The sequence below is a fragment of the Magnetococcus sp. PR-3 genome (genome assembly GCF_036689865.1).
Classification (GTDB): domain Bacteria; phylum Pseudomonadota; class Magnetococcia; order Magnetococcales; family Magnetococcaceae; genus Magnetococcus.
Genome location: NZ_JBAHUQ010000037.1, coordinates 1 through 16,039, shown reverse-complemented (window position 1 = coordinate 16,039; position 16,039 = coordinate 1). Strand labels below are relative to the sequence as shown.

The 16,039-nt window shown below is 48.6% G+C and carries 13 protein-coding genes; 9 read left to right on the top strand and 4 right to left on the bottom strand.

The window, feature by feature from the left end; all coding sequences use genetic code 11:
• Positions 1 to 164 precede the first annotated feature (164 nt).
• Positions 165 to 2,075, top strand: coding sequence for a SurA N-terminal domain-containing protein (locus V5T57_RS17485; protein ID WP_332892541.1), 1,911 nt, complete (start codon positions 165 to 167; stop codon positions 2,073 to 2,075).
• Positions 2,076 to 2,330: 255 nt separating this feature from the next.
• Here the strand turns inward: V5T57_RS17485 and V5T57_RS17480 are convergent, their stop codons facing one another.
• Positions 2,331 to 3,026 (bottom strand): metal-dependent hydrolase, encoded by a 696-nt coding sequence (locus V5T57_RS17480; protein ID WP_332892540.1) that lies wholly within the window; start codon positions 3,024 to 3,026, stop codon positions 2,331 to 2,333.
• Between the two features lie 238 nt (positions 3,027 to 3,264).
• Complete coding sequence (gene amrB / locus V5T57_RS17475; RefSeq protein ID WP_332892539.1) at positions 3,265 to 4,713, bottom strand: AmmeMemoRadiSam system protein B; 1,449 nt, start codon at positions 4,711 to 4,713, stop codon at positions 3,265 to 3,267.
• A gap of 104 nt (positions 4,714 to 4,817) precedes the next feature.
• Between amrB and V5T57_RS17470 the strand changes: the two genes are divergently transcribed.
• Positions 4,818 to 6,605 (top strand): extracellular solute-binding protein, encoded by a 1,788-nt coding sequence (locus V5T57_RS17470; RefSeq protein ID WP_332892538.1) that lies wholly within the window; start codon positions 4,818 to 4,820, stop codon positions 6,603 to 6,605.
• Positions 6,606 to 6,623: 18 nt separating this feature from the next.
• Positions 6,624 to 7,673 carry a microcin C ABC transporter permease YejB gene (locus V5T57_RS17465; protein ID WP_332892537.1) on the top strand — a complete coding sequence of 350 codons (1,050 nt, stop codon included), beginning with the start codon at positions 6,624 to 6,626 and terminating at the stop codon, positions 7,671 to 7,673.
• Between the two features lie 143 nt (positions 7,674 to 7,816).
• Here the strand turns inward: V5T57_RS17465 and V5T57_RS17460 are convergent, their stop codons facing one another.
• Together V5T57_RS17460 and V5T57_RS17455 are read right to left on the bottom strand one after the other, a co-directional pair.
• Positions 7,817 to 8,779 carry a tetratricopeptide repeat protein gene (locus V5T57_RS17460; RefSeq protein WP_332892536.1) on the bottom strand — a complete coding sequence of 321 codons (963 nt, stop codon included), beginning with the start codon at positions 8,777 to 8,779 and terminating at the stop codon, positions 7,817 to 7,819.
• A 61-nt stretch (positions 8,780 to 8,840) separates the two neighbouring features.
• Positions 8,841 to 10,073, bottom strand: coding sequence for a putative sensor domain DACNV-containing protein (locus V5T57_RS17455; RefSeq protein ID WP_332892535.1), 1,233 nt, complete (start codon positions 10,071 to 10,073; stop codon positions 8,841 to 8,843).
• Positions 10,074 to 10,573: 500 nt separating this feature from the next.
• Here V5T57_RS17455 and dsrA point away from each other — a divergent pair, with 500 nt between their 5' ends.
• The 6 genes from dsrA (at position 10,574) to V5T57_RS17425 (ending at position 15,995) form a co-directional block, all read left to right on the top strand.
• Positions 10,574 to 11,782: a dissimilatory-type sulfite reductase subunit alpha gene (gene dsrA, locus V5T57_RS17450; protein WP_332892534.1), complete on the top strand. Its 1,209-nt coding sequence runs from the start codon at positions 10,574 to 10,576 to the stop codon at positions 11,780 to 11,782.
• 60 nt (positions 11,783 to 11,842) lie between these two features.
• On the top strand, positions 11,843 to 12,916 hold the full coding sequence (gene dsrB, locus V5T57_RS17445; RefSeq protein ID WP_332892533.1) for a dissimilatory-type sulfite reductase subunit beta: 1,074 nt from the start codon (positions 11,843 to 11,845) through the stop codon (positions 12,914 to 12,916).
• A gap of 26 nt (positions 12,917 to 12,942) precedes the next feature.
• A complete protein-coding gene (locus V5T57_RS17440; protein ID WP_332892532.1) occupies positions 12,943 to 14,700 on the top strand; it encodes an NAD(P)-binding protein in 1,758 nt (585 codons plus the stop codon).
• Between the two features lie 138 nt (positions 14,701 to 14,838).
• Entirely contained in the window at positions 14,839 to 15,240 is a 402-nt protein-coding gene (locus V5T57_RS17435; RefSeq protein WP_332892531.1) for a CopD family protein, read from the top strand.
• Positions 15,241 to 15,275: 35 nt separating this feature from the next.
• Complete coding sequence (gene hspQ, locus V5T57_RS17430; RefSeq protein ID WP_332892530.1) at positions 15,276 to 15,596, top strand: heat shock protein HspQ; 321 nt, start codon at positions 15,276 to 15,278, stop codon at positions 15,594 to 15,596.
• A 51-nt stretch (positions 15,597 to 15,647) separates the two neighbouring features.
• Positions 15,648 to 15,995 (top strand): hypothetical protein, encoded by a 348-nt coding sequence (locus tag V5T57_RS17425; protein ID WP_332892529.1) that lies wholly within the window; start codon positions 15,648 to 15,650, stop codon positions 15,993 to 15,995.
• The last annotated feature ends 44 nt before the right edge of the window (positions 15,996 to 16,039 follow it).

The following is a 16,039-nucleotide window of genomic DNA, read 5'->3' as shown; positions in this document are numbered from 1 at the left end:
CAGCTATGGATAGGAAATAAAGGGGGCTCTTATCTAAAAAAAGCTGGCGCTTTTTCACACCCGAGTGCGCGTCAGAGGTTGAACCTGGATGCCGCTGTAGATAGAGTAGCGGTTTAGCTTTTTCCTGAATGACCTGTTTTGGCCAAAACGATGGAGTGGGCAGCATGCTCAATGTAATGCGCAAAAGCGCCAACAGCTGGGTGATTAAAACCCTACTGATTCTTATTGCCGTCTCATTTTCAGTATGGGGCATTGAAGGGTTAAGGAATGCTGGTAATGACAAACCCGTCATTACGGTTGAAGATTGGTCAGCTTCCCGCAGTTATGTTCAACAGTCCTTTGATACGTTTATTCGTGAGCAGAAACAGCAGCTCGGCAATCTGCCTCTAGATAATCCACTCATTCGCCAACAGCTACGCCGTGAATTTTTACAGCGTATGGTTAATGACCGCTTACTGCTGCATAGCGCCATGAACATGGGCATGACACTCTCCCCTAAGGGATTGCAAGAGAACATTGCCAATGACCCCATGTTCCAACGTGACGGTCAGTTTAATGATAGCCTCTACCGCAATATCTTGCGCCAAAACCGCTTAGATCCAAAAAGCTACGAGGCCGATACAGTGGTACGTCATGCACGGGCTCACTTAGCCCAAGGCCTGACCAACGTTGCCACAGCCCCTACCCTGCTCTTAGAAAGCATGCTCAAACAAGAGAGTGAGAAACGCCAAGTAGAGCTCATGGTCCTCGACCAAAGCACCCTGGCTGAGGTAGAAGATCCAGGTGATGAAGCACTGCGAGCGTATCAGGAACAGAACCGTCAGGCTTACACCGTAGAAAAGCGGGCTAAGGTTCGTTATCTGTTACTGGATGCAGAGAGCATCCGTGGTGAGCTGAACATAGACGATGCCAAGATTGCGGCTCACTATGAAGAGAGTAAGCATCTCTACCAATCTGCAGAGAGCCGGCAAATTCGCCACATCCTGGCCAAGTTCAAAGCTGGGGATGAAGCCGCCAAAACAGCCGCACAAAAGAAAATAGATGATGCCAAGGCACGCTTAGCTAATGGTGAAGCCTTTGCCGATGTGGCCAAAGCACTTTCTGAAGATATCACAGCCAATATGGGCGGTAGCCTGGGTAAGTTCCAAAAAGGCTCAGGTTTGGTCCCCAGCTTTGAAAAAGTAGCTTTTGAGCTGGAAGCAGGCACAGTATCTGATGTCGTAGAGACCCCCTTTGGATACCACTTGATCGTGGTTGATGGCATTGAAGGTGAAGGCACCAAGCCTCTGTCAGCTGTAAAAGCAGAGATTGAAGCCTTGCTCTTCCAAGATGGAGCAGGAGAAGCTGTCTATAACAAATCTATTGCTTTAGAGGACATGCTGGCCTCTGGGGACTCCCTAGCGTCCATCGGTAAAGATCTTAACTTGCACTATAAAGAGACCGATTGGATTGAATACAGTAAGCTGGATGGTACAGTCTCTATAGAAAAAGAGGCCAAGTTCCATGAGGTCACCTTCTCCACTCTCAATGGAGAGCGTAGCACCCTGGTTGAGCTTTCGGATAATCGCTACTTTGTTGTGGAAGTCATCGAACGCCAAGAGCCAACGCTTAAACCTCTAAAATCAGTCCGCACGGAACTGCTGACCGCTTATCGCACAGAAAAAGCCCAAACCCAGGGTAAAGATGTCATGGATGCCGCACTAAAAGCCCTAAAAGAGGGCCAAAGCTGGCAGGAAGCTGCTAAGAAACATGCGCAGATCCAAACGCTGAGCCCTGACGCCTTCACCGCTGGGGATAAAGAGAGCAAAGTCCCCGCCACCGTTCGCCAAGCAGCATTCCGTACAGCCTTGGAAAAACCGCTCTATCAAACGGTTATTTCAGATGGCAACCGTCGGTATGTTCTTAAACTCACAGGCGTAACACCGGGGCAGGTTGATGCGGAAATGCTTAAAAATCCGCAGCTAGCGCAAGGCTTTAGCGGCATGCTCGGTAACGAGATGCAAGAAGCCTTTATGATGTGGCGACGCAAGCATGCTGAAATAACCATGGATCCCAAGGTTTTTGATAACCTTTAAGGAACCTAAGAGCAGAACACCAAAAAGGGCCAGGATAATCTCCTGGCCCTTTTTTTATTAAGCCGCACCATCAAACATAAACGCCAACAGTAAGAGACCACAGGCGTGGAGTGGATGAGGAAGAATCTGGTGGTGAGTGAAGTTTACAGGCAGAGGATAAGAGCCACATAGAATAAAAATGAAGAGCGCAAGGTTAACAGGCTTGGCCACCGCTATATCAGCAAAAACCGTAGGCACAAATATACCACATGATTTTTAAGGCAACCAACTTGTTACCACAGAGTGCCAAGCCAACTGATAGATGCGATGGTCAAACAACAGTTCAGCTTGTGGAGCCAGCCATAAAGCCAACAAGGTCACACTATAGAGAGCTGTTGTTGCATAGAGATCTTTGCTCCACAGCTTACAGGCGGTACCAAACGATCGTTTAACATGACGACCCGTCAGGTTAAGGCTATACACTTCATCCAGCAGCAGATGCACAATAAACCCAATGGTGATAAAACCACCGGCAACCCATGCGGTTAAAGTAGGCACGCGAAAAGCATGATGCAGCATAATAACCGTCAGAACACCAAACAGAATGGCTGCTGGTATGGAGTGAAAAATCCCCCGATGCACAGTCATGCGGGTAAATACTTCAAACACACCAATCCGCATGGCGGCAAACAACCCAGCCCACAAGAGAAACAGCTCTAGACCAGATAGCCCTTTGGTAGCTGGCTGTCCAAATAACACCGCAAAAGCCAAAAGCACGGAAACAAAGGTAAAGACCACACTGAGTATGGTGGAGTTGTCAGAATCAATATCCGGCAGTAAAGAGGCAACGGTACCACAACTAAAATAGAGGGCGACCTCTAGAGGCGATGCAACACCACCTGCATATAGGCCCGTTGCTGCCATGCCAGAAGCAACCGCACCAACCGTCAAATGGGTATGAAATCCTGCCATAGCTTACTCTTTTTTAAGGGATAACCGGATGCCCGTTACGCCTAACATAAATATGCGTAACCCGAGATACCTATCTAGGATCATCATCGGGCTTATACAGCAAACACTTCAGCACAATTACTTGTATAGCTGTCGATCAAGGCCACTAAAAAAGGAGAACGGTCGGGTTAAATATACGCTGGCTTGCACTCGGTAAAAGCGACCTATCAAACCGTCAGACTCCACCCTTCATTCCGACTCACAACGCTTCTTTCACTTTTTCTACCGTATAAACTGAGATCTCAGGATTGTTTTTCCAGCACTGACCATCCAAGCCCGCTTTTTTACATAAATGGTTTAAAAACTGCTCTGTGGTCGGTAGCTGTTCCCAAACCTGGGGTAAGAAGGTACCCCGGCGCATGCCCATGGAAAGAATAACGCCATGCACCCCAGGTTTGAGTTTATGTAAAAGATCTTGCGTATCGGAATAGACCAATTTAACCGGCTCTGTCAGCAACGAGACTTCAACCCGTAGATCATCCAGCTCTTCACGGGTTACAGCGGGAAAGCGGGGATCTTTTAATGCCGCCGACACACCATTGGCCAACAGATCATCGGCTAAAGTACGGTGGGCCTGCAGTGAACCAATACATCCACGAAGTTGCCCGTTTTTGGTTAGAGTAATAAATGTCGCTCCTGGCTGCTCAAACATAGGGTCACGTTTAGCCAGTGCCTGAACATCCATACCCGCTTTACCCTCCAACACCCCTTGCAGGTGTGTTCTAACTAATCCCGGCAACGCTGACAGATCCGGAGCTTTCTCAGCCACAGGCGTTTCCTCCATAAACAGATAACTGGCATACCCCACCACCCGACTTTTATCCCCAGCAGTATCTCCTGAGTTTCGATAATCGGCCAACTCTGGCTGCCACCCTTTTTTCTGGGCAGTTTGCATGAGCGCACGAATGGCAATATTTCCACACGCCTCACAGCTCGCCATGGTCTCCAGATCCATATCCAGCAGAGCCTTATTACAGGTGGTATCCAGTGCCACAGCTTTATCATAGTCATAAAAATGGGAGAGGTCGGACGAGCCAACAATCAGATCCTCTTCCTCACTGTATTTGGCAAGAATTTCCGCAACCCGAGAGGGCTCCATCTTGCCAAAAACCATGGGCACCAGTGTAAAATGCTTGAGCTGTTCCTGCAGGAAGGGAAGGTGTACCTCCAACGAGTGCTCTTGGGCATGTGCCGCAGGATCTGCCGAAAGATCAGGTTCATTTTTCACCATGCGCTCAATCAGGGCAAGATCAAGCTCAATGAGCCCTAATGGGGTTTTATAAGCATCGTACCGACCTAAGGAGGCTCCCTCTAGATAGACCCTGTGGCTGGGACCGATTAAAAACACCCGCCTCGGCTTCTCTTTTTTTGCCGCCTGCAGAGTTTTGTAGGCATAGGCTGCGGTTAACCCCGAGTAGCGGTATCCCGCATGGGGAGCCACAAAAGCACGGGGCTCATGCGAGTGCAGTTGCGGTGCCTGTTTAAGAAGATTCTGCACCAGTTGGCGAAGCTCATTTTCCTCACCCGGATAGAACATACCAGCCACAGCAGGTGGGCGTATCCGCTGATAGCTTTTGGGAGCCGACGCTTTGGGTACAACTTTAGCGCGGGGTTTGGCACTACTGAGTGTAACTTTAATGGATGCCATTGTTCGATCCTCAAACACCTTGGGTAACCTTGCATTCCGCCGAGATTAACGCCATTCTCCATAAGACGTTTTCTTTCAGTTAACCATAAACGCTGTAGGTGATCATGAAAAAAATTGGCTGGCTACTCCTGCTGACCCTACTTCCCTTCCATGCCTTGGCTGACCATGGTCTCAGTCGATGGGGAGATCTGAAATACCCTGCAGATTTTAAACACTTTGATTACGTCAACCCCAATGCCCCTATTGGCGGCACCCTCACCATGTGGTCTTTGGGTGGATTTGACAAAATGAACCCCTTTACCTTAAAAGGGGAAGCACCAGATATGCTGGGTTCGTTGGTTTTTCAGACTCTAGCAACCAGTGCACTGGATGAGCCTTTTTCCCAATATGAACTCTTGGCTCAAGAGGTTTCTGTTGCTAAGAGTGGCATGTCTGTCACCTACAAGCTTAACCCCGCTGCTAAATTTTCGGATGGAACCCCCGTAACCAGTGCTGATGTTCTGTTCTCACTGGAGATTTTGCGTACAGAAAAAGCGCATCCGCATTACAACAGCTACTGGCGGGATATCAACAAAGCAGAGGCCATAGACACACACACGGTCACCTTTCACTTTGCCCGCAAGAATCCGGAACTCCCGCTCATAACGGGCCAGCTGCCGATCTTAAGTAAAGCCTTTTTTGATCAGCACCCTTTTGGTAAGGAGTCCCTAACGCCTGCAATGGGTTCAGGACCCTATGTGGTGGAACGGGTTGATCCGGGTAAAACTATTACCTACAAACGTAACCCCAACTATTGGGGCTGGTCACTCCCTACCCAAAAGGGGTTTTACAACTTTGAACGGGTAACCATTAAATACTTCAAAGACGCGACCGTCGCTCTAGAAGCCTTTAAAGCTGGGGAGTTTGAGTTTGTTCATGTCTTCCACTCCAAACAGTGGGCTCGGGACTATACCGGGGACCATTTTAAGAGCGGTAAGATCATCAAGACCACCCTACCCCATCAAAATGTTCAAGGCATGCAAGGCTTCGTCTTAAACCTTCGCAAGCCACTTTTTCAAGACCGCCGGGTACGTCAAGCGCTCTCATTGGCCTTTGATTTTGAGTGGAGCAATAAAAATCTCTTTTACGGCCAATACACCCGTACAGCCAGTTATTTTGATAACTCTGAACTGGCGGCCAAGGGCAAACCAACCCCAGCTGAATTAGCCTTGTTGCAACCTTGGGCAAAAGAGCTCCCTGCCGAGGTTTTTGGGGAGGCCCCTCAGCCCCCATCAACACTAGGCCCTCGTGGTCTACGGGGAAATCTGAGGCAGGCCATGAAACTGCTGAAAGAAGCTGGTTGGAAAATGGGCCCCAACCGTCAGCTGGTAAAAAATGGCCAACCTTTTGTTATCGATATGGTGCTGGCACAGGCTGGTTTTGAACGCATTATGGCCCCCATGGTTGCCAATTTAAAAAAGCTGGGGATTACCCTTAAGTACCGCACAGTAGACGCCTCTCTCTACATGCGACGTATCCGTAGTTTTGATTTTGATATGGTGGTCTCTTCCTTTGGCCAATCTTTGTCGCCAGGAAATGAGCAACATGGATATTGGCACAGCGATACGGCAGATCAAGAAGGAAGCCGCAATATCATTGGCTTAAAGAGCGCAGCCATCGACAGTTTGGTTCATGCCATGATCTACGCCAAAAGCCGACAGGAATTGCTCACAGCAACCCACGCCTTGGATCGAGTCTTGCGCGCAGGCTATTATGTTATTCCAAACTGGCATATTCCCTACCACCGTATTGCCTACTATAAGCACTATGCCTATCCAACCGAACTGCCCCTATATTACCAGCCCTCAAGCTGGGTTATGAGCTGGTGGAGCAAAACGGAACCTAAGAGATAAGCGGAGTTATTTAGCCTCATGCTCACCTATATTCTTCGCCGCTTACTGCTTATGATCCCCACCCTATTGGGGATTATGATCATCACCTTTGCGGTTATTCAGTTTGTACCGGGCGGCCCCGTAGAGCGCATGGTGGCACTTCTAGAAAAGAGTGAAGGTGGTGGTGAGGTTAGCAGTGGTGGCGGTGCAGGTTACCGTGCCGCTAAAGGGCTGGATAATGAGCAGATTGAACAGTTAAAAAAACTGTATGGCTTTGATAAACCAGCTCACGAACGTTTTATTCAAATGGTTGGTAATTTTATCACCTTTGAGTTCGGTCACTCCTACTACCACCATAAAAGCGTGACCGAGCTGGTTGTGGAAAAACTACCTGTCTCAATATCCTTAGGGGTATGGACCTTTCTTCTTACCTACTTGATCAGTATCCCCTTAGGTATTCGTAAAGCCGTGCAACATGGCAGCCGGTTTGACTCTATGACCTCTATTTTGGTCCTGGCTGGCTACTCTATCCCAGGTTTTGTATTGGGTATTATGCTGCTGGTCTTATTCGGTGGGGGAAGCTTCTGGGATATTTTTCCCTTGAGAGGGCTGGTTTCTGATAATTGGGAGAGCCTATCTTGGCCTGCCCAGATCGCCGACTATTTGTGGCATATGGTGTTGCCCATTACCGCGTCTGTGGTGGGTTCTTTTGCAGTCATGACCATGCTCACCAAAAATAGTTTTTTGGAAGAGATTTCTAAACAGTATGTCATTACCGCACGTGCAAAAGGGCTGGGGGAACGGCAGGTACTCTACGGGCATGTATTCCGTAATGCACTGATTCCTCTGGTTACCGGGTTTCCTTCCGCTTTTGTCGGGGCATTTTTTAGTGGTAGCTTACTCATTGAGACCATCTTTAGCTTGGATGGACTCGGATTATTGGGCTATGAATCCATTATCAATCGAGACTACCCTGTAGTCATGGCTACCCTCTACTTTTTCACCCTATTAGGGCTGATTTCAAAACTCATTACAGACATCACCTATGTCCTGGTTGACCCTCGCATAACCTTTGAACATGAAGGGTAAAGGGGGCAGGTAAAAAACACCCTCGTTTAACCATTCAGCGGTCAAGCATACGCACCGCAACCTAGGGGGAGGGCTGGTATCTCTCCAAAAAAAACACAGGATAACCTCTTTGTACGTAATGCCTGACATGCGTTTGCAGATCCTCAGGCGTTTATCTTAAGGTCCTGCTCCAGCGCTTCTCGCAAGGCTTCGGCCTGCCAGTAGCCCCGATCTTCTGCACATTTGGCCCAATGCAGTGCTCGGGTCTTATTAGGTGCCACCCCTGTTCCATCTCTATAGGCAAGAGCTAACAACCATGGCCCCTCTGCATGCCCCAACTCTGTTGCTTGTTGAAAATAAGCGACAGCCGTTTCTTCATTTTTTGTGACACCATGCCCATTGAGATAGCGCACCCCCAAGGCACATAAAGCATCAAGCCCCCCGATCTCTGCAGATTGCATCATGGCTTTTAATGCTTTGCTACCATCCTTCTCAACCCCTTGACCCATTTCATAAGCCAAGCTTAACCAATACAGTCCTTGAGGGTCTTGTTGATAAGCTGCCTTTTCGAACCAGTAATAAGCATGGGCATAATCTTTTTCCCGGTTATGTTCATGAACACCAGGCTTGTTCCAATACAACACCCCAAGCTTAACTTGTGCCGAAGCCTCCTCTTTCTCAGCTGCTTTGGTTAAATATTTTACAGCCTTGGAAAGATCAAGCGCCACACCATGACCTTTAGCATAACAGTGACCAAGGTTCTCCTGCGCTTCAGCAATTCGCCAAAAGGCCCCCCATTTAAAATAGTAGGCAGCCTTGGTTAGGTCTTTATGCCCGCCCTCCCCTAAAACCGCCATAACCCCCAGCACATTATAGGCTTCCACCCCACCTAATTTGGTGGCCTTTATAAACAAAGACAATGCAGGTTCGAATTGATGGTTTCGATACGCTTGCATACCCCGATTATAGCGATCAATACCCTGGTTCCGAGCAAGCAGTACAATGACTGACAACGCGGTTAAACTGAGGAGAGTGGTGGTATAATAGGAGAACTCAACACCCTTACGCAGATCATTAATGACAATAATAAAGAGAAGGAATAAAAGTAACTTTAGTGTACGACTCACAAACGCCACCTATGAATAAAGCGATTAAACAGGTCAAACCAAAAATGTGTTATCCATTCGATTATACAGCCCAAAGGTTACTCAGACAGTCCGGCCACCAGTACAGGGCATCTTTATCCTTACCGGTAATGCCTGCCACAGGACCATCTTGAGAAAGCACAAACGCCACTGTTTCAGGGTTACGCCCTATAAATGAGACCGCCGAGTTATGGCGCGTTCCATACTGAAGCAGGTCGACATGAAAAGTCGGGTAGCCATCGTTATCAGGACCATAAAGAGTTTTACCTGTCCAAGGTGGAGCTTCCAAAATCGACCCAAAAGAGAGCGGCTGTAAACGGTCATTGATAATCAGCGCACCATCCACACGTGTGAGCTGGGCGAGCATCTCAACATGCTCAACAATTCGTCGTTTCACTTCATGTATGGTCTGCGAGAGCACTAATACATTCGCCCCCTCTTCCCCTCTTTGGTTGGCAATTTCAGTTTGCTGTTTCAGCGCTTCAAGATGGCATAACTCCTCTAATAGGGGGGCACCCTCTTGGGTTTCATGCATGACATATTTTTGGTTAATCCAATCTAACGCTGGAAACATGCGATCCGTAGGCAACCACACAACCGTTCCACCATGTCCTCGACGGCTACACTCAACCAAAAGCCGATCGATAAAATCACGGTACAGTTCCCAATAGTGGATACCCGATCTTCGAAACTCATCTTGCGCTTTAACCCCCCTAAGCAAACTCCAACCAATGAGGCTAGAGGTAAACGGGGTGGGTGTTGGCTCACTAAAACGACCGGCATTAAAACGGGCAATCACACTGCCACCGCGAAATACAGCCAGTGAACCTGTTTTCATCGTACTAATGATAAGCGCTTCTGGTGGGGATTGCTTAAACGGTTCCGCATCAAAACGCGTACGGCCACGCCGACTGGAGAAGACAGCACCCCAAATTTCTAAGGTCTGCGCATCATCTGGGTTCACACTAACGACAATGGATGTGGTTGTCGGGTCATAAGCCGGGGCAAGCTTGACCATTGAATCCACCGTAAAGGGAAGACGAGTACTCAGTCTCATCTCCACATTATCACCTGGATTGCCGTGCTCAATCTCAAAATCTGGCTCTAAAAGTGCGACACTTACCTGAACAGGACGGTCTTCCTCACGTTTTAGGCCCGCTAAAAAAACAGTCTCCATAGCTGTTTTTACATGGGCAAAACGCAGGCCACTCCGATGACGATCGGCACGATTCCAAAGTGTTATCACCTGTTCAATAATATGATGATCAAAAAGCACCCAAAACTCCCACGCGCAACTTACTTGACGAAACCAAGAAAAAGTTATATTCCCTATCACTACAGGAAATCATGTCATGCGCAGATGTCAATTCCACACATGGGTTTGCTCCTTGATGAAGCAGAGCTCCAGTTTAGCCTCTCCTTGCTCAGGGTACCAAGCACGAATTGACCTTCATTTGTACCTTTTTACAGGTATGTGACATTGGGCCGCCTTAAAAATGCGGTTATAAAATTTTTTTAAGCACCCCGAGGGAGGGTGATGGCTATCGAAGCCACCCACTCACAAAGTTTCCTTAATGTGCAATAAGTTAGTATAGACCCATCGTAAAAAAAGGGGTCCTATTACGAGCCGAAATCATCATAAAAATAAAGGCACCATACAAAAATAGGAAATACACCCCCTTTACCTTTCACTACAAAGTGTAGTAGAAAATTATAATATTCGGGAATTCGATACCTGTGCCAACAACTCCACAATGCCGTTGGGAGAACGACACTATGGCTGAAAACAAGCTGAACCCCACCCCGAATCTGGACACCCTCGAAGAGGGGCCGTGGCCCAGTTTCATCTCCGGGTTCAAAGAACTCTATAACCGCACTGGCAATACCATGGTTCGTGGTGTGCTCGACCAGCTCAACTATTCCTATGAAACCCGTATGGGTTACTGGAAAGGTGGCGTGGTTGGTGTACACGGTTACGGCGCTGGTATCATCAGCCGCTACTCAATGGTTCCCGAACTCTTCCCAGAAGCGAAAGAGTTCCACACCATGCGTATCCAGCCTCCACCAGGCCTGCACTACAGCACAAAGGCTTTGCGTGAAGTATTGGATATTTGGGAAAAGCACGGTTCTGGTATTATCTCCATGCACGGTCAAACCGGTAACCTGCAGCTCCAGGGTGTAACCCAGGACAAAGTTCAGGAACTGTTTGATGACCTCAACCAGCTCGGTTGGGACTTGGGTGGTGCTGGTGCAACTGTACGTACTGGTGCTTCCTGTGTCGGTCAGGCTCGTTGTGAAATGGCCTGCTACGATACACTGAAGATGCATGAGAAGGTGTTGACCTACTTCACCGACCTCGTACACCGTCCTCAGCTGCCTTACAAAGCTAAGTTCAAGTTCTCTGGCTGCGGTAACGACTGCGCCAACGCCATCCAGCGTTCTGACTACGCTGTGATCGGTACCTGGAAAGATGATATCCAGGTGGATGAAGCTGAAGTAAGCAAGTTCATTGAAGAGCGTGGTATTGCGTATTTGACTAATAACGTCATCACACGCTGCCCCACCAACGCCATTGAGATGAACGAAGATGGTAAGTCCATCACCATCAACAACAGTGACTGCGTACGCTGCATGCACTGCTTGAACGTGATGAACAAAGCCCTCTCACCCGGTAACGAGCGCGGCGTTAGCCTGCTGGTTGGCGGTAAAGGCCACCTCAAGGTTGGTAACATGCTTGGCTCCGTGATTGTGCCTTTCATGAAGATGGACGATGATGATGACATCGAAAAGTTCATCGATCTGATCGACGAGATGATCGACTACTGGGCTGAGAATGCTCTTGACCACGAGCGCGTTGGTGAAACCATCGAGCGTGTGGGTATGCAGCAGTTCCTGGATGCCGTCGGCTTGGAAGCTACCCCAGAAATGGTGCTTCAACCCCGTGATAACCCCTACTTCAAAGCACCTTACGAAGAAGCGGGCTAAACCTACGGGTTTAACAAGAGACAATCCCCCAAGCGAAGAACACTCGGGAGAATTAGATAGATGGCTAAGCGTGAATATAATACAGTTGAATCAGGTCCCCGCGCTTTTTGGGACATGCTTCACCCCACCATTCAGAAGAACTACGGTCAATGGAAGTATCATGACCGTCCTCGCCCAGGCGTACTGCACCATGTTTCCAAAACCGGAGACGAAGTGTGGACCGTTAAGGCTGGTACCCACCGTCAGGTAACTGTGGATATCGCCCGTCGCCTGTGTGACGTTGCCGATAAGTACTGTGCAGGCTTCCTGCGCTGGACTGTGCGTAACAATGTTGAGTTCACCACTGACGTTGAAGCCAATGTTGCACCGATGATTGAAGAGCTGGAAGCCATGGGTCATCCCGTTGGCGGTACCGGTAACTCAGTCGCAGCTATGGCGCACACTCAGGGTTGGTTGCACTGCGACATCCCTGCGACAGACGCCTCTGGTGTTGTTAAGTCCATCATGGACTTGATGTATGACGAGTTTAAGCAGGAAGAGATGCCTAACCGCGTTAAGCTCTCTACCTCTTGCTGCGAGATTAACTGCGGCGGTCAGGCTGACATCGCTATCGTTGTTCAGCACACCCGTCCTCCTCGCATCAACCACGACATCCTCGCCACCACCTGCGAGATGCCATCAACTGTGGCACGTTGCCCAGTGGCTGCTATCCGTCCTACGACGGTAAATGGCAAGCCTTCTTTGATGGTTGTGGATGAAAAATGCATCTGCTGTGGTGCTTGCTTCGGTGCCTGCCCAGCGATGGAAATCAACCATCCTGAGTACTCCAAGCTGGCAATCTGGATTGGTGGTAAGAACTCCAACCCCCGTAGCCGTCCTTCAAACATGAAGCTGGTTGCGCACGGTTTGCCTAACAATGTTAACCGTTGGCCAGAAGTGGCTGAGAAGGTTACCTCCATCCTTAAGGCTTACAAAGAGGGTGGTCGTGATTGGGAACGTGTTGGCGAGTGGGCTGATCGTATTGGTTGGAAGAAGTTCTTTGAGGTCACGGGTCTGCCCTTCGACAAGTACATGATCGATAACTATCGCCATGCGCGTACCTCCTTCAACCAGTCCGCTCATATCCGTTTCTAATAGCGGCCTAGTTAGGAGGTGTTACGATGGTTAAGATGAATCCGTACTTGGAATCAGCGACCAACTGGGAATTCGGCGACTGTACTTTTGAAGAAGGTACTGACAAGATCGTAGCCTATGGTGAGTTCAGTGGTGTATGCCCTACCTACAAGGAGCGTGTACCCCCCTGCACCAACGCCTGCCCTGCTGATGAAGATATTCGTGGCTATAACAACATCGTCCGCGGTGTTTGGAAGTCCGAAGATCCTTATGCAACGGCATTCCAGCGTCTGGCACGCAACAACCCGTTCCCAGCAGTTATGGGCCGTGTTTGTCCTGCACCTTGTCAAGGTGCTTGTAACCGCCAGTTCCGTGATGAAACCATTGGTATCAATGCTGTTGAGCATGCCATTGGTCAATACGCCATCGAAAAAGGGCTGAAGTTTGAAAAGCCCGAAGTTCCTTCTACCGGCAAACACATTGCGGTAGTAGGTGGTGGTGTTGGTGGCCTTTCTAACGCTTATCAAATGGCGTTACGTGGCCACAAAGTTACGGTTTATGATCGCGATGAGAAGCTTGGCGGCATGCTCCGCTATGGTATTCTCGGATATCGTGTATCACGTGAAGTGATCGATGCTGAAGTTCAGCGTATTCTTGATCTTGGTGTGGAAGTTAAATCCGGTGTGACCATCGGTGAAGACATCACCTTAGATCAGCTGAGCAAAGATCATGACGCTGTGTTCTTAGCTGTAGGTGCCCAGAAGGGTCGTACGATCCCTCTGCCTGGCACTGAAGGTAAAGCCATGGTGACATCTGCTATTGATTTCCTGCGTGACTTTGAAATCAATGGTGGTATTGAAGCTGGTGGTGCCGACAAGGTTACCGTTGGTAAAAATGTTGTCGTCATTGGTGATGGTGATGTTGCCATGGATGCATGCCGCTTGGCATTGCGCCTTGGCTCCAAAGCCACCCTGCTTTCCGGCGTTGCCCGTGAAGAGATGAACTGCTCTGACTTCGAGTATGATGAAGCCATTGCAGAAGGTACCGACATGAAAATGTGCACCGGTTCCTTGGAGATCATGGGTGAAGGCGATGCAGTCACTGGTATCAAAGTGATTGACATGCAGCGTAAAGATAAGGGTGAAGACGGCTGGAACCACGCCGTACCTTTCATGCGCTATAAGCAAAAAGCTGGATCTGAAGCAACTGTTGCATGTGATATGGTCATCTGGGCTGTGGGTCAAACCACCGACATGGCTGGTTTGGAAAATTGCACCGACGGCACACCTTTCCTGCAAGTTGATCACAACTTCCAGATCAAAGGTATGGACAATGTCTTTGGTGGTGGTGATGCCGTACAAATTCACCTACTGACCACAGCTATTGGTCATGGTCGTAAAGCTGCTGAGGCCATGGACATCTTCTTGAAAGGCGAAAAAATGCCTTCCAAGCCTGGTCGGGTGTCTGTTGTTGAATACGATAAGTTGAAGTCTGACTTCTTCGTAGAAAAGCCGCAAGCCAAACGCCAAGTTCAGCACCCAGCTAATGTTGTTGGTAACTGGGAAGAGACGCTCCAGCAGCTCTCTGAAGAGTCCACCAAGGATGAAGCTGACCGTTGCATGAGCTGCGGTATGTGCTTTGAGTGTAACCAGTGCATGCTCTTCTGCCCTCAGGACGCCATTACCAAGTTTAAAGGTAATCCTGAAGGTGAGGTGATGTTCACCGAATATGAGCGTTGCGTGGGTTGTCACATCTGTTCAGAAGTCTGCCCAACCGGTTACATCGATATGGGTTACGGCATCTAAGTATACCTGATGGGGGTAGGTTAACGCCTACCCCCATAGGTCTGTTTAGGACTTCGAATGTCTATCTGTTATGCGTGAGGGATCATGACTATCGTCACAGCTTTGCATCTTTTAGCTGCAATTGTTTGGGTCGGGGGCATGTTCTTTGCGCATAATTTTTTACGTCCGGCCAGTGAAGCGTTGGAACCTAAATACAGGATTCCGCTTTGGGCTGGCGTATTTAGCCGTTTTTTCCCTTGGGTCTGGGGTAGTGTTGTTATCTTACCGGTAACAGGCTATTGGATGATCTTTGTGGAAATGGGTGGAATGGGCAGTGTTGGATTACATGTTCATCTCATGCAACTCATCGGCTTGGTGATGATTCTGCTTTACAGTTATGTCTACTTTGTACTCTATCGACCTTTTAGGCGACTCGCTAAAGAGTTGATGATTCCTGAAGCAGGCATGTACATGAAGAAAATACGACCGATTATCTTAACCAATCTCTTTTTGGGGTTAATCGCGTCGGTACTTGGCGGGGCTGGTCGTTATCTTTTTTAGTCGTAATCAGATGACATGACTAAGAGAGAATAAAGATGGGTATAGCGTCATACGCAACATTCAATATTGGGCAGCTTGTATCGCATAAGCTGTTTAGCTACCGGGGCGTTATCATTGATATCGACCCGATATTTATGTTGAGTGAACAGTGGTATGAACAAGTAGCCCAAAGTCGCCCCCCAAAGGATGCACCATGGTATCGTGTTTTGGTTGATGGTACTGAAACAGAAACCTATGTTGCTCAACAGAATTTGAGCCCAGATAGAGAGAAAACAGCAATCAATCATCCGCACATTGACGAGTACTTTGTTGCACTGATTGATGGTGTTTATAAGCGCAGACAATCTGGTCATTGAGGCTTTACACCTCTCTAAGACCGATGGATCGTATAAAGAGGAATTTTCGATATGAGCAGCGAACTCAACCAGTTGTTGGATGGGGCCATCGAAGGCTCTAAGCAGTGGTCCCAAAAAGGTTGGCCCATGACGTTTGGTAAGGTTGACGTGAATTCCTTAGCCGAAGCCAAGGCTATGGCAAACACAGTTTCCGTCCGCCTAGAAGCCAACTCCTATTGGGACGGCGTGGACGAAGTGGGACAAGAAGTAGCCACCCATGGCGAAATCGCAAAAAAAGCTTTGGCTGATGGCGATATGACAAAGGCCAAATTCCATATCTTCCGTGCCTTGTTTGAAGAGCGCAAAATCAACGATCAAGGTCCTACTTGGTCAGGGGTTTTTGCCGCTATTGATAAATAATCAGTTTTCTCAACTGGTTTTAAAAGAGCTCTTTTAGAGCTCTC